Annotated in this window: 12 protein-coding genes and 1 pseudogene; 10 read left to right on the forward strand and 3 right to left on the reverse strand. The window is 73.0% G+C overall.

Going from position 1 to position 14,638, the window contains the following annotated elements; translation table 11 throughout:
* From MCBG_RS29390 to MCBG_RS29405, 4 genes are all read left to right on the forward strand, one after another.
* On the forward strand, positions 1–524 hold a 524-nt coding region (locus tag MCBG_RS29390; protein ID WP_223201374.1), incomplete at its 5' end, for a CocE/NonD family hydrolase.
* Positions 525–694: 170 nt separating this feature from the next.
* On the forward strand, positions 695–1,603 hold the full coding sequence (locus MCBG_RS29395; RefSeq protein ID WP_043329608.1) for a hypothetical protein: 909 nt from the start codon (positions 695–697) through the stop codon (positions 1,601–1,603).
* A 98-nt stretch (positions 1,604–1,701) separates the two neighbouring features.
* Positions 1,702–2,277: an ArsR/SmtB family transcription factor gene (locus MCBG_RS29400; RefSeq protein ID WP_043329610.1), complete on the forward strand. Its 576-nt coding sequence runs from the start codon at positions 1,702–1,704 to the stop codon at positions 2,275–2,277.
* A gap of 52 nt (positions 2,278–2,329) precedes the next feature.
* On the forward strand, positions 2,330–3,604 hold the full coding sequence (locus MCBG_RS29405; protein ID WP_043329612.1) for an MFS transporter: 1,275 nt from the start codon (positions 2,330–2,332) through the stop codon (positions 3,602–3,604).
* A 50-nt stretch (positions 3,605–3,654) separates the two neighbouring features.
* Here the strand turns inward: MCBG_RS29405 and MCBG_RS29410 are convergent, their stop codons facing one another.
* On the reverse strand, positions 3,655–3,858 hold the full coding sequence (locus MCBG_RS29410) for a cold-shock protein (protein WP_013287480.1): 204 nt from the start codon (positions 3,856–3,858) through the stop codon (positions 3,655–3,657).
* Positions 3,859–4,039: 181 nt separating this feature from the next.
* Here MCBG_RS29410 and MCBG_RS29415 point away from each other — a divergent pair, with 181 nt between their 5' ends.
* Complete coding sequence (locus MCBG_RS29415) at positions 4,040–4,714, forward strand: class I SAM-dependent methyltransferase (protein ID WP_043331125.1); 675 nt, start codon at positions 4,040–4,042, stop codon at positions 4,712–4,714.
* Positions 4,715–4,803: 89 nt separating this feature from the next.
* The gene (locus tag MCBG_RS29420; RefSeq protein ID WP_043331128.1) at positions 4,804–5,412 is read left to right on the forward strand and encodes a DedA family protein; all 609 of its coding nucleotides are present in this window, start codon (positions 4,804–4,806) and stop codon (positions 5,410–5,412) included.
* 45 nt (positions 5,413–5,457) lie between these two features.
* Here MCBG_RS29420 and MCBG_RS29425 read toward each other — a convergent pair whose 3' ends face one another.
* Together MCBG_RS29425 and MCBG_RS29430 are read right to left on the reverse strand one after the other, a co-directional pair.
* Positions 5,458–6,111, reverse strand: a complete 654-nt coding sequence (locus MCBG_RS29425) for an MBL fold metallo-hydrolase (RefSeq protein WP_043331130.1) — start codon at positions 6,109–6,111, stop codon at positions 5,458–5,460.
* An 8-nt stretch (positions 6,112–6,119) separates the two neighbouring features.
* Positions 6,120–6,836 carry a maleylpyruvate isomerase family mycothiol-dependent enzyme gene (locus tag MCBG_RS29430; protein ID WP_223201375.1) on the reverse strand — a complete coding sequence of 239 codons (717 nt, stop codon included), beginning with the start codon at positions 6,834–6,836 and terminating at the stop codon, positions 6,120–6,122.
* A 224-nt stretch (positions 6,837–7,060) separates the two neighbouring features.
* Here MCBG_RS29430 and rsgA point away from each other — a divergent pair.
* The 4 genes and pseudogenes from rsgA to uvrC all read left to right on the forward strand — a co-directional run bounded on the left by rsgA (position 7,061) and on the right by uvrC (position 13,911).
* Positions 7,061–8,140, forward strand: a pseudogene (gene rsgA, locus MCBG_RS29435) (ribosome small subunit-dependent GTPase A).
* Between the two features lie 208 nt (positions 8,141–8,348).
* Positions 8,349–11,297, forward strand: a complete 2,949-nt coding sequence (gene uvrA / locus MCBG_RS29440) for an excinuclease ABC subunit UvrA (RefSeq protein ID WP_043329614.1) — start codon at positions 8,349–8,351, stop codon at positions 11,295–11,297.
* Positions 11,298–11,397: 100 nt separating this feature from the next.
* Positions 11,398–11,886, forward strand: a complete 489-nt coding sequence (locus MCBG_RS29445; protein ID WP_043329616.1) for a Rieske (2Fe-2S) protein — start codon at positions 11,398–11,400, stop codon at positions 11,884–11,886.
* 75 nt (positions 11,887–11,961) lie between these two features.
* Complete coding sequence (uvrC, locus tag MCBG_RS29450) at positions 11,962–13,911, forward strand: excinuclease ABC subunit UvrC (RefSeq protein ID WP_043329617.1); 1,950 nt, start codon at positions 11,962–11,964, stop codon at positions 13,909–13,911.
* Positions 13,912–14,638 lie beyond the last annotated feature (727 nt).

The raw sequence follows: 14,638 nt of genomic DNA on the forward strand, positions 1-14,638 counted from the left end.
CCGACCCCGTCGCTGGGCGGGCCGCTGCTCGTGGCCCAGCGGCCGGCGCGGTCGACAACCGGCCGGTGGAGGCCCGGCCGGACGTGCTCACCTACACCACTGGGCCGCTGCCGGAGCCGGTCGAGGTGGCCGGGCCGGTACGCGCCGAGATCCACGTGCGCAGCGAACTGTCGTACCTGGACGTGTTCGTGCGTCTGTGCGACGTGGACCGGCGCGGGCGTTCCTGGAACGTCTGCGACGGGCTGGTCCGGGTCGAGCCGGGCCGGTTCCCGCGCGATCCGTCCGGTGTGGTCGCCGTGCCGGTGACGCTCTGGCCGACCGCGTACCGCTTCGCGCCCGGGCACCGGCTGCGGGTCCAGGTCTCCGGTGGCGCCCACCCCCGGTACGCGCGCAATCCCGGCACCGGTGAGCCACTCGGCACTGCCGTGACTCTTCGTGCTGGTTGGCGAGAGATTCTCAGCGATCGTGAGCATCCCTCGGGGTTGGAGCTGCCGCTCACGCGGACACCGTCCACAGCGGGCTGATAGTCCAAAAAACCGTCCCTGAGCTGGGCACTTTTGCCTAACCGTGGTTAAGCTCGGAGCAAGTGCCCGGTGCCGTGCAGTTATCCGGCGGGGCGCGTCCGCGGATCACACGCCATCACGCGGTGTGATTGTCGTGCCCTCGCCGGTCATCGATCGGAAGGGGATCTGCCATGACGTCGGCCCCGGCGAACCTGCTGGCCGTCCGGAACCTGTTGCTCACCTATCTCAACGTCGACAAGAAGGCCGTACGCGCCGACGACCTGGAGCCGGCGGAGGTCGGCATCGTCGGCGACCCCAACCACCGGGGCGGCTACCACTGCGGATCCGACCGGGTCGTGACGAACGACTACTCGGTGGTGGAGTCCACCCGGGACCGGTCCGGCCTGACCCTGTACGCGTCCGCGTTGGACGTCGGCACGTTCTCCGTCCGCTCCGGCGGCGGTACGCACAACCTGCGGACGTTCTCCACCTGGATGGTGGCGCAGTGCGTGGCGAACGCGGCCGACACCCGGGACATCCGGGAGATCATCTACTCCCCGGACGGGCGGACCGTGCGCCGCTGGGACCGGCTGGGACGGCGCACCAGCGGCGACAGCAGCCACCTGTACCACACGCATTTCAGCTTCTTCCGTGACTCGACAAAGGCGGGGCGTGACCTGACCCCGCTGTTCCGCCGCTATCTGACCGCGATCGGAATGATCGCCACCGCGAAACCGGAGGACGACATGGAACAGACCGACCGGCTCATCAAGGACACCGGCTCGAAGAACCGCACTGTGGGCGACGTCCTGGCCGACCTGCAGAACCTGCGCAACTGGCTGATCTCGCCGGCCAACACCACCGGGCTGGTCAACCCGCCCATGCCCAACTCGCCGTTGCAGCAGATGCTGGCGATGCTGCGCGCCTGGCCGGCGCTGGTCGCGCAGGTGAACGAGTTGTCCGGCCGGGACTTCACCGACGAGCAGCAGATCGTCTCCGGTGTGCTGGCCGGGTTGCCGCCGGAGAAGATCGCCGAGGCCATCCCGCCGCAGATCGCCCGGGACGTGGCCGACGAGTTGTCCCGGCGGTTGATCGCCTGACGGTCCGGCGCCGCGACCGCGGGGTCGCGGCGCCGTCGGCCGGCGCATTCCGCAAGAGCTGTTGCGCAACAGCTCTTGCGGATGTGAGACTCGGGCGCATGGAACAGCGGACCGTCCGGCAGATCACTGACTCGCGGGTGCTCGCCGCGCTCGCCCACCCACTGCGCCGCCGGCTCATGGACGTGCTCAAGGTGTACGGCCCGTGCACCGTCGGCATGCTCGCCGACCGCACCGACCAGGCGCCGGCGAACGTGAGCCACCACCTCAAGGTGCTGGCCGCCGCCGACCTGCTGGTCGAGGCGCCCGAGCTGGCACGCGACCGCCGGGAACGCTGGTGGCGGCTGCGCGATCGCGGGGTGCGCTGGTCCAACAGCGACTTCGGCGACGACCCGGCGGCCCGGGTGGTGGCCGACGCGGCCAGCTCGCTCAACCTGGAGCGGCACGCCGAGCTGGTCCGCGCCTGGCACGCCGCCCCCGACGAGGCGCACGCCGCGTGGGGAGAGGGGCCGTTCAGCACCGACAAGTGGCTGCACCTGACCCCGGACGAGCTGGCCGAGCTCAGCCGTGAGGTGATCGCGCTGTTCGCACGGTGGGCCGACCGGCCGGCGCCCGAGGACGGGCAGCGCCGCGAGCCGGTCTTCGTGTTCGCCCACGGCGTCCCGAGCCGGCCGTGACCGTCCACCGCGTTCCGGCGCCGTGCGGGAACGCCTTACCGGGACGCCCGTCGTGACCGCCCCCGCGCGCATGTCGGGGCCGGCCGCCCCGACGCGCGGAGGGCTGTTCCGGCACCGCGACTTCCGGCTGCTCTGGACCGGCCACACGGTGAGCGCCGTCGGCAGCAACATGACCGCAGTGGCGCTGCCGCTGGTCGCGGTCGCGGTGCTCGACGCGAGCACGTTCCAGGTGGCGGTGCTCACCGCCGCGGCGTGGCTGCCCTGGCTGCTGGCCGGCCTGCCGGTCGGGGCGTGGGTCGACCGGGTGCGCCGTCGCCCGGTGATGATCGCCGCCGACCTCGCCGCCGCCGCGTTGTTCGCCAGCGTGCCGGTGGCCGCCCTGGCCGGGATGCTCACCGTCGGGCACCTGCTGGTCGTGGCGCTCGGCGCCGGACTGGCCCGGGTCTTCTTCGAGACCGCCGACCAGGTCTACCTGCCCACGCTGCTGCGTCCCGAGCAGGTGCCCGAGGCCAACGCCCGGCTGCACGCCACCCAGACCGCCAGCTACCTCGTCGGCCCGGGACTGGCCGGTCTCGTCGCCCAGCTCGTCGGCGCGGTGACCGCGGTGGCGCTGGACGCGCTCACCTTCCTGGTCTCCGCGCTCTGCCTGCGCCGGATCAGCGCGGTCGAGGCCCGGCCGCACCGGGACGCCGGGACGACGTCGCTGCGCCGCGAGGTCGCCACCGGACTGCGGTTCGTCGTCCGCGACCCGTACCTGCGGGTGCTGACGGTCTTCGGGGCGGCGAGCAACATCGGGCTCACCGGCTACCAGGCGGTGCTCGTGGTGTTCCTGGTCCGCTCGGCCGAACTCCCGGCGGGCCTGGTCGGCCTCCTGATCGGACTCGCCAGCCTCGGCGGCGTGATCGGCGCCGCGCTCGCCGCGCGCCTGGCCCGCCGGATCGGCAGCGCCCGGACGTTGCTGGTCGCCGGCGCTCTCACCGGGCCGCCCGCGCTGCTCATCCCGCTCGCCGGACCCGGCGCTCGCACGGCGTGGCTGGTGCTCGGCGGTGTGCTCGTGAGCCTGGGCGTCGCGATCGGCAACGTGGTCAAGGGCAGCTTCCGGCAGACGTACACCCCGCACCGGCTGCTCGGCCGCGTCACGGTGAGCATGCATCTGCTCAACTACGGCACCATTCCGCTGGCCGCCCTGCTCGCCGGCGCGCTGGGCGCGGCCTGGGGGCCGGGTGGCGCGATCCGGGTGATGACCGCGTGGCTGGCGCTGACCCCGCTGATCCTGCTGGCCGGGCCGCTACGGAGACGGCGCGACCTGCCGGCCGCGCCGTCCTGATGATGCGCTGCGGCGGCGGTCGGAGCCCGACCGCCGCCACCGGCACGTCACTACATCGGACGGACGTTGTCCGCCTGCGGGCCCTTCTGGCCCTGGGTCACCTCGAACTCGACCTTCTGACCCTCGTTCAGCTCGCGGTAGCCACTGCTCTGGATGGCCGAGTAGTGGACGAACACGTCCGGGCCTCCGCCGTCCTGCTCGATGAAGCCGAAGCCCTTTTCCGAGTTGAACCACTTGACCGTGCCGGTTGCCATGCGTCTCTCCCTGTTCAATGCGGGCGAGCGCCGGCCCCGCGGCCGGTGGTCGCCCTGTACCACCCCGACAGTAACCGTCCGGACCGCAATCCGCTGCCGGAAGCGCGCGGCGCGCCCGTGAATACGTGCCGCGCCGGGAAAATGACCCCGGCGCCGGGCGCGGCGCGGCATGCTTGCCCCGATGAGCACGCAGACGGCTCTGGCCGACCTGGAACAGGAGATCGCGGTGCCCGGCGCGGGCCCGGACCGCCTGCGACTGGTCGACACGCCGTTCGTGCCCGAGGTGCGCCTGCACCTGGCCGAGGACGCCATCCTGTGGTGGGCCCGGATGGAGGCCGCCGCCGGTCGGTCGCTGCCGCCGCCGTACTGGGCGTCGGTCTGGGCCGGCGGGCAGGCGCTGGCCCGGCACCTGCTCGACCACCCCGAACTGGCCGCCGGGCGGCGGGTGCTCGACCTGGCCGCCGGATCGGGGCTGGTCGCCATCGCCGCCGCGCTCGCCGGGGCGGACGAGGTGGTCGCCAACGACATCGACCCGTACGCGGTGGCCGCCGTCACTGTGAACGCCCGCGCCAACCGGGTCCGGGTAGCCGCCGACGGCGACGACCTGCTCGACGGCGTCGCGGGCGCCGACCTGCTGGTGGCCGGGGACGTGCTCTACGACGCCGGACTGGCCGCGCGGGTCCTGCCCTACCTGCGGCGCTGCGCCGACCACGGCGTCGAGGTGCTGGTCGGCGACCCGGACCGGGGTCACCTGCCGCCGGGCGGGCTGGAGCTGGTGGCCAGCTACCCGGTGCCGACCACCGAGCCCTCCGTCGACTCCCCGGTACGCCGGGTGCAGGTGCTGCGACCCCGATGACCCTCAGGGATCTCCGGGTCGGGTGTCGGGGGCCACTGGGGGATCATGCCCGATGTGCCGGGTGACCGGCGGGCCATAGCGTGCAGCTCATGAACGATCTCGTGGCCGCCGCCGGTGAGCTGCCCACCACCCTCCTGATGGGTCTGCTGGGCATCGTGATGCTCGCCGACGCCGTACCCCTGATCGGGGTGCTGGTGCCCGGCGACGCGGCGGTCCTCGCGGCGGTCGGGGCCGGTCGCCCGGCCGGCGGGGCCCTGACCGTCGCCGCGGTGGTCACCGGCTGCCTGGCCGGCTGGTCGCTGAGCTTCTTCGCCGGACGGCGCTGGGGCGGGCAGCTGCGGGAGAGCCGGGTCGGCGGCTGGATCGGCGAGTCCCGGTGGACCGCCGCCGAGACGCTGCTGCACCGCGGTGGCGGACGGATCGTGCTGGTGGCGCCGTTCCTGCCGGTGTTCAACGCGCTGCTGCCGCTGGCCGCCGGCGGGCTGCGGATGTCGTACCGGCGGTTCCTGGCCTGCGCGGCGGCGGGGGCGACCGCCTGGGCCGGGCTCTACGTGGCGCTGGGCCTGACCGCGCGGGCGCTGACCGGGCTGCTGCCCGCGGCGCTCAACCCCACGCTGCTGACCATGGCGGTCGGGCTGCTGCTCGCCGGCCCGGTGCTGCTCGCCACCCGGCGCCGCCTGCGCGCGGTCACCGGCTGACCGCGCCCGGCCCGGCCGCCACGGGGGAGGCCGGACCGGGCGTGTTCACCAGCCGCGGGCGCGCCACTGCGGCAGCGCGGGCCGCTCGGCGCCGATGGTGCTGTCCTTGCCGTGGCCCGGGTAGAACCAGGTGTCGTCGGGCAGCCGGTCGAAGAGCTTGGCCTCGACGTCGTCGATGAGCTGCCCGAAGCGCTCCGGGTCCTGGTCGGTGTTGCCGACGCCGCCCGGGAAGAGAGAGTCGCCGGTGAACAGGTGCGGGGTGCCGGAGGGGTCGCGGTAGAGCAGCGCGATCGAGCCCGGCGTGTGCCCGCGCAGGTGGATGACCTCCAGCGCGCAGTCGCCGACCGGCACCGTGTCGCCCTCGCCGAGCCGCTCGGCGGAGATGGGCAGGCCCTCGGCGTCGTCGGCGTGCACGAGCGCGCGCGCCCCGGTCTTGGCCACCACCTCTTCCAGCGCGACCCAGTGGTCCATGTGCTGGTGCGTGGTCACCACGGCGGCCAGCCCGCCGTCGCCGGCCAGCTCCAGCAGGCGCGGCGCCTCGTTCGCGGCGTCGATCAGCACCTGCTCGCCGGTGGCGTTGCAGCGCAACAGGTAGGCGTTGTTGTCCATCGGGCCCACCGACAGCTTGGTGACGGTGAGCCGGTCGAGCTCGCGCACGGCCGGCGGCCCGCCGGGCGTGACGTCTCCGGTGTAGGTCATGACGATGTTCAGATCCATTCCGGTGGGTTGGGCAGAGGGCCGTCGGGGTCGACGGTGAGCAGCTCGCCCGCGCCCCGGCCGGTCAGCCAGGCGGCGAGTTCCGGCGCGGGGCCGGTGACCGTGGGCGCCCCCTCGGGGTCACCCACGACGAGTTCGGAGGCCGCGCCGTCGAAGCGCAGCACCATGGCCGGCGCGGCCGGATTGCCGGACAGCCCGGTCACCACCTTCGTGCAGCAGCCGCTGGGCGAACGCCTCCGGCCAGTCCGCCGGAAGGTAACCGGCCGCCAGGTCGACGTGGTGGACCTCGACCTCGCGCAGCCGGCCCAGACCAGCATCGCCGCCGGCCAGGGGCCGCGCCGGGTCTGCACGGTGGCGCCCCAGGCGTCCACGGGCATCGCCGCGACCGCCGCGTCGAAGCGCTGGCCGCTGCGGCGTACGTCGTCGAGCAGGTCGGCCGGACCCCGGTCGGCGCCGGCGTCGATGTCGGCGGCGCGGGCCTGCGCCGAGGCGTACATCGGGATGTCCTCGCCGGTGCGCGCGGAGGTGAGCAGGTTGACGAACCCGTCGGCGTTGCGGGCCAGGTGGGTGAGCACGTGCGCCCGGGACCAGCCCGGCAGCAGCGAGGGCGCCGCGACGTCCGCCGCGGTCAGGCCGGACACGGTACGCAGGAGACGGTCGTTCGCCTCGGCCAGCGGGCCGGTCAGCAGCAGGGGGTCGGTGGTCATCGCGTTCTCACGGTTCGACACTAGCGGGCCCGGGCAGGGCGCGCCGCCGGGGAAATCGCTTTCGGCGCGTCGGCGCGGCACCTACCGTCGGGGCCGACGACCTGGGCCGCCCGGTCCGCGTCGTCGCCAACGCGGCACCGGGAGTCGGAGAGGAGGTGGTGTGCATGCCGGTCGCAGCGCGTGTGTTCCACCACGTATCCCTCGACGAGACCAAAGATGACACCATGACTCTCGACCTGACCGCCCTCGGCTGGGACGTCTGTTGTGGGCCCACCTCGACCGGCGCGCCGACAACGTTCCCGGGCGGGTCGCCCGAGTTGACCCGGAGCGTCTGCACCGTGCTGAGCCACCAGGAGCCGGTGCGGGCCCAGGCTCGGCGGCGCCGTGCTCGCCGCCGCCGCCCGTGACCTGAACGCGCTGCCCTGCGCGGGCGACTGGGTGCTGCTGTCCACCTGGCCGGACGGCCCGGTCACGGTGGAGGCGGTGCTGCCGCGGCGTACCGCGCTGGTGCGCCGTACCGCCGGCAAGGACGCCACGGCCAGGTGCTGGCCGCCAACCTCGACGCCGCCGCGGTGGTCGAGCCGGTGCACCCGGAACCGGACGCCGCACGGATCGAACGGCTGCTCTCCCTGGCGCACGAATCCGGGGCGCAGCCGCTCGTCGTGCTCACCAAGGCCGACCTGGCCGCCGACCCGGAGGCGGTGGCCCGGCAGCTGGCCGACCTCGCGCCGGGCGTGCCGGTGCTGCCGGTCAGCGCCGAGCGGGGCGCCGGCCTGGCGCCGCTGCGCCGGTTCGTCGGCCCCGGGCGCACGCTCGGCCTGCTCGGCCCCTCCGGCGCCGGCAAGTCGAGCCTGGTCAACGCGCTGGCCGGGGCGGACGTGATGCGCACCCAGGCGATCCGCCGCGTCGACGGCAAGGGCCGGCACACCACCACCTGGCGGTCGCTGGTGCCGCTGCCGGGTGGGGGAGCGGTGCTGGACACCCCCGGCGTACGGGCGGTCGGCCTGCTCGACGGCGCGGCCGGCCTGGACCGTGCCTTCGCCGACATCGCTGAACTGGCCGCCGGCTGCCGGTACGGCGACTGCGCCCACGATGCCGAGCCGGGCTGCGCGGTGCGCGACGCGCTGGAGGACGGCGCGCTGCCGGTGCGCCGCTGGGAGAGCTGGCGCCGGTTGCAGCGGGAGATCGAGTACGAGGGCGGCCGGCGCGCGGCCCGGCTGGCGGCCGAACGGCGGGGCGGCTGGCGTGGCGGGCGGCGACGTACCGGGCGTCCGGCGCCGCCCCCGGCACCCGGGGCATTCTGAACCTGCGCGAGCCGGTCGGGTGGGCGTGGGTGGTTCCCGCCCGACCGGCCTGAGCTGGGGGAATGTTCGCGAGACGGAAGTTGTCATACGTCGGGGCTAGAGTTGCCGAGGCGTCTTCTCTGCGCCCCGACAACCTGTGAAAACCACCCAGACCCGGCGTCTGGTGCACAGATCCGCCTCATATTCTTCTTCCGGGAGCACACGCACCGTGGCCGACCGACTGATCATCCGTGGCGCGCGCGAGCACAACCTGCGTGACGTCAGTCTCGACCTGCCCCGGGACGCCCTGATCGTCTTCACCGGGCTGTCCGGTTCGGGCAAGTCGAGCCTGGCGTTCGACACCATCTTCGCCGAGGGGCAGCGCCGCTACGTCGAGTCGCTGTCGTCGTACGCCCGGCAGTTCCTCGGGCAGATGGACAAGCCCGACGTCGACTTCATCGAGGGCCTCAGCCCCGCCGTCTCCATCGACCAGAAGTCCACCTCGCGCAACCCCCGCTCCACCGTCGGCACCATCACCGAGGTCTACGACTACCTCCGCCTGCTGTTCGCCCGCATCGGAGAGCCACACTGCCCGATCTGCGGCGAGCGGATCTCCAAGCAGAGCCCGCAGCAGATCGTCGACCGGGTCCTCGCCATGGCCGAGGGCACCCGGTTCATGGTGCTCGCGCCGGTGGTGCGCGGCCGCAAGGGCGAGTACGTCGACCTGTTCGCCGAGCTCCAGGCCAAGGGCTACGCCCGGGCCCGGGTCGACGGCGTGGTGCACCCGCTGACCGAGCCGCCGAAGCTCAAGAAGCAGGAGAAGCACACCATCGAGGTGGTGATCGACCGGCTCAGCGTCAAGCCGAGCGCCAAGCAGCGGCTGACCGACTCGGTCGAGGCCGCGCTCGGTCTCTCCGGCGGCCTGGTGCTGCTCGACTTCGTCGACCTGCCGGAGGACGACCCGGCCCGGGAGCGCCGCTACTCCGAGCACCTGGCCTGCCCGAACGACCACCCCCTCGCGATCGAGGACCTGGAACCCCGGGTCTTCTCCTTCAACGCGCCCTACGGCGCGTGCCCCGAGTGCACCGGCCTGGGCACGAAGAAGGAGGTCGACCCCGAGCTGGTCATCCCCGACCCGGAGCGCACGCTGCGCGAGGGCGCGATCCAGCCGTGGGCCACCGGGCACAACCTCGAATACTTCCTGCGGCTGCTGGAGGCGCTCGGCGAGGCCGAGCACTTCGACATCGACACGCCGTGGCGGAAGCTGCCGTCGCGGGCGCAGAAGACGATCCTGCACGGCTCCGACGACCAGGTGCACGTGCGCTACCGCAACAAGTACGGCCGCGAGCGCTCCTACTACACCGGCTTCGAGGGCGTGGTGCAGTGGATCGAGCGCCGGCACACCGACACCGAGTCGGAGTGGTCCCGGGAGAAGTACGAGGGCTACATGCGGGACGTGCCCTGCGCGGCCTGCGGCGGCGCGCGGCTCAAGCCCGAGGTGCTCGCGGTCACCCTGGCCGGCAAGAGCATCGCCGAGGTCTGCAACCTGTCCGTGGGTGAGGCCGCCGACCTGCTGGCCGGCATCGAGCTGACCGACCGGCAGAAGATGATCGCCGAGCGGGTGCTCAAGGAGATCAACGCCCGGCTGAAGTTCCTGCTCGACGTCGGGCTGGACTACCTCTCCCTGGACCGGCCCGCCGGCACGCTCTCCGGCGGCGAGGCGCAGCGCATCCGGCTCGCCACCCAGATCGGCTCCGGCCTGGTCGGCGTGCTCTACGTGCTCGACGAGCCGTCGATCGGCCTGCACCAGCGCGACAACCACCGGCTCATCGAGACGCTGCTGCGGCTGCGCGGGCTGGGCAACACGCTGATCGTGGTCGAGCACGACGAGGACACCATCCGGGTGGCCGACTGGATCGTCGACATCGGCCCGGGCGCGGGCGAGCACGGCGGCAAGATCGTGCACAGCGGGTCGGTGCCGGCGCTGCTGGACAACACCGAGTCGGTCACCGGGGCGTACCTGTCCGGGCGCAAGTCCATCCCGACGCCTGCCGGCCGTCGCCCGCAGACGCCGGGCCGCGAGCTGGTGGTGCACGGCGCGCGCGAGCACAATCTGCGCAACCTCACCGTGAGCTTCCCGCTCGGCCAGCTCATCGCGGTCACCGGAGTCAGCGGCTCGGGCAAGTCGACGTTGGTCAACGACATCCTCTACACGGTGCTGGCCAACCAGATCAACGGCGCCCGGCTGGTGCCCGGCCGGCACACCCGCATCACCGGCCTGGAGCACGTGGACAAGGTCGTCGGCGTGGACCAGTCGCCGATCGGGCGTACCCCGCGCTCCAACCCGGCCACCTACACCGGCGTCTGGGACCACATCCGCAAGCTCTTCGCCGAGACCACCGAGGCCAAGGTCCGGGGGTACGGCCCGGGCCGGTTCTCGTTCAACGTGAAGGGCGGGCGCTGCGAGGCGTGCTCCGGCGACGGCACCATCAAGATCGAGATGAACTTCCTGCCGGACGTCTACGTCCCCTGCGAGGTGTGCAAGGGCGCGCGCTACAACCGCGAGACGCTCGAGGTGCACTACAAGGGCAAGACTGTCGCCGAGGTGCTGGACATGCCGATCGAGGAGGCGGCCGAGTTCTTCTCCGCCATCCCGGCCATCCACCGGCACCTCCGGACGCTGGTCGACGTCGGCCTCGGCTACGTGCGCCTCGGCCAGCCCGCGCCGACGCTGTCCGGCGGTGAGGCGCAGCGCGTCAAGCTCGCCTCCGAGCTGCAGAAGCGCTCCACCGGCCGCACCGTCTACGTGCTCGACGAGCCGACCACCGGCCTGCACTTCGAGGACATCCGCAAGCTGCTGATGGTGCTGGAGGGGCTGGTCGACAAGGGCAACACCGTCATCACCATCGAGCACAACCTCGACGTGATCAAGACGGCCGACTGGCTCATCGACATGGGCCCCGAGGGTGGCCACCGGGGCGGCACGGTCCTCGCCACCGGCACGCCGGAGGAGGTCGCCGAGGTGCCGGAGAGCCACACCGGGCAGTTCCTGCGGCCGATCCTCAAGCTCGACGGCAAGGCCAAGGGCGCCAAGGCGGCCACCAGCCGGGCGGCCAAGGCCAACGGCAACGGCGGCGCCAAGCCGCGGGCCCGCAAGGTGCCGGCCGCGGCGCGCTGACCGACGTCCTCCATGCGATGCCCGGTACGTTGACGCGCCAGTATGAACCGTGCCCCACGCTGGTGCGTGTTTCCGCAGTAAGCCGAGAGAAAGGCCGGATATGAGTGATGATCAGGCGTTGACCCGACCGGTCACCCAGAGCCGCCGTGCCCTGCTCGCCGGAGCCGGGGCGGTCGGCGCGGCAGTGGTGCTCGCGGGCTGCGGCAGCGACGACGAGGCCTCGCCCGGGCTCGCCCCGACCAGCGGCGGCCCGCCCGGCCCCACCGCCACCGGGGACGCCGGCGGCGGCGACCGGGCCGGCAGCAACTCCGTGGCCCGCACCTCGGACATCCCGGTCGGCGGCGGCGCGGTCTTCGCCAGCCAGGGCGTGGTCATCACCCAGCCCGAGGCCGGCCAGTTCAAGGCGTTCGACCCGATCTGCACGCACCAGCGCTGCCCGGTGTCGAACGTCGACGGCGGCACGATCAACTGCACCTGCCACAACAGCCGCTTCTCCATCGTCGACGGCTCGGTGAAGGGCGGCCCGGCCACCAAGCCGCTCGCCGCGAAGGACATCACCGTCGACGGCGACCAGATCCGCCTGGCCTGACCACCCGCCGCGCCCCCGGTCACCCGGGGGCGCGGCGGCGGCCGGGTGTCAGGGGTGCGGACTAGGCTTGACAGCGTGGCTGACCCCTCGACGTACCGTCCCGCGCCCGGCACCATTCCGGAGTCGCCAGGGGTCTACCGCTTCCGCGACGGCACCGGCCGGGTGATCTACGTCGGCAAGGCGCGCAACCTGCGCAGCCGGCTCAACTCCTACTTCGCCGACCCGGTCGGCCTGCACCAGCGCACCCGGCAGATGGTCTTCACCGCCGAGTCGGTCGACTGGATCACCGTCGCCACCGAGGTCGAGGCGCTCCAGCAGGAATACACCTGGATCAAGCAGTACGACCCGAGGTTCAACGTCCGCTACCGCGACGACAAGTCGTACCCCTATCTCGCGGTCACCCTCGACGAGGAATACCCCCGGTTGCAGGTGATGCGGGGCGTGAAGCGCAAGGGCGTGCGCTACTTCGGGCCGTACTCGCACGCCTGGGCGATCCGCGAGACGCTCGACCTGCTGCTGCGCGTCTTCCCGGCGCGGACCTGCTCGTCCGGGGTGTTCAAGCGGGCCGGGCAGGTCGGCCGGCCCTGCCTGCTCGGTTACATCGGCAAGTGCTCCGCGCCGTGCGTCGGCAGCGTCACCGCCGACCAGCACCGGGAGATCGTCGACGGTTTCTGCGACTTCATGGCGGGCCGCACCGACACCATGGTCCGCCGGCTGGAGAAGGAGATGCTCGACGCCAGCGAGCAACTGGAGTTCGAGCGGGCCGCCCGCCTGCGCGACGACGTCGCGGCGCTGCGCCGGGCCATGGAGAAGCAGACCGTGGTGCTCGGCGACGGCACCGACGCCGACGTGGTCGCCTTCGCCGACGACCCGCTCGAAGCCGCCGTGCAGGTGTTCCACGTCCGCGGCGGCCGGGTGCGCGGCCAGCGCGGCTGGGTGGTGGAGAAGACCGAGGAGCTGAGCACCGGCGACCTCGTGCACCACTTCTGCACCCAGGTGTACGGCGGCGAGCAGGGCGAGGCCGACGTGCCCCGCGAGCTGCTCGTGCCCGAGCTACCCGGCGACGCCGACGCGCTCGCCGACTGGCTCTCCACCCGCCGGGGCAGCCGGGTGTCGCTGCGGGTGCCGCAGCGCGGCGACAAGCGGTCGCTGCTGGAGACCGTCGAGCGCAACGCCAAGGACGCGCTGGCCCGGCACAAGCTCAAGCGGGCCGGCGACCTGACCACCCGCAGCCAGGCGCTCGACGAGATCGCCGACGCGCTCGGCATGAACACCTCGCCGCTGCGCATCGAGTGCTACGACGTCTCCCAGATCCAGGGCACCGACGTGGTCGCCAGCATGGTCGTGTTCGAGGACGGGCTGCCCCGCAAGAGCGAGTACCGCCGCTTCATCGTGCGCGGCGCCACCGACGACCTGTCGGCCATGTCCGAGGTGCTGCGGCGGCGCTTCGCCCGCTACCTCGACGCCCGCGCCGAGACCGGGGAGCTGGGCGAGGAGACCGCCTCCGACCCGGACCGCCCCGGCATCGACCCGACCACCGGGCGGCCGCGCAAGTTCGCGTACCCGCCGCAGCTCGTGGTGGTCGACGGTGGCCCGCCGCAGGTGGCCGCCGCCGCGAAGGCGCTCGCCGAGCTGGGCATCGACGACGTGGCGCTGTGCGGGCTGGCGAAGCGGCTGGAGGAGGTGTGGCTGCCCGACGACGAGTTCCCGGTGATCCTGCCCCGCACGTCCGAGGCGCTCTACCTGCTGCAGCGGGTCCGCGACGAGGCGCACCGCTTCGCCATCACGTTCCACCGGCAGCGGCGCTCCAAGCGGATGACCGAATCGGCGCTGGACAACGTCCCCGGCCTCGGCGAGGTACGCCGCAAGGCGCTGCTGCGGCACTTCGGCTCGCTGAAGCGGCTGTCGTCGGCCACCGTGGAGGAGATCACCGAGGTGCCCGGGGTGGGCAGGCGTACGGCCGAGGCGATCCTGGCCGCGCTGGACGGCTCCACCGACGCCACCACGGCCGCCCCCCGTTCCTGACCCTTCGCCTGCTCGCGCCTGCTCGCGCTGGTCGCGCCTGCCGCCGTGGGCCCCCGGCCGCTGTCCAGCGTGCGTCAACAAACGCCCGTTGTCCGGCCCGCCGGCCCGCCACCGCCGTCGCGTGCCGTGGGTGGAACGCTGTGGGTGTCTCGGGCTGCTTTTGACACCCATGCCGCTCCAGTCGCCGTCGCCAGGTGCCTCGGGTGGAACGCCATGGGTGTCTCCGCCCGCCTTTGACACATACGGCGTTCCAGCCAATGCCTGTTCCCGGTGGGCGGAACCGTCCACCTTGCAGTTCGTGCCTAACGTATGACCGCTTTGTGAGGCTTATCCGGGGGCCGACTGCAAGGTCTGCCGTGCGCGTGCACCGCGAAGGCGCCGCCCAGCGCGCCCTGGGGCCGGTGTCCGGTTTGCCGGGGTGGCGCGTTGTGGTCGGCGCCATGCCCACGGCGGAATCCGGGGTGGGGTGCAGGCGTTGTACATGGCTGACCGCCCAGGCGCCAGGGCCGAGCGCTCAACCCGGTCCGCCCGGCGCCACGGGTCAGGTCACGGGAATCGCCCCGGCCCGGCCGTCGTTACATCCCCCGACGACGAGCACCCCCGCCGGCGGGAATGACCCCGGCCCGGTGGTCGTTACATCCCCGAGCCGCGGAGCAGCCCCTTTCGGGTCGCCCGCGCGCCAGCCCGCTCGACGGGCACCCCCCAAGACTTTCCCCCTTCGCGGCAC

The organism is Micromonospora sp. M42 (assembly GCF_000568915.1).
Classification (GTDB): Bacteria; Actinomycetota; Actinomycetes; order Mycobacteriales; family Micromonosporaceae; genus Micromonospora; species Micromonospora chalcea.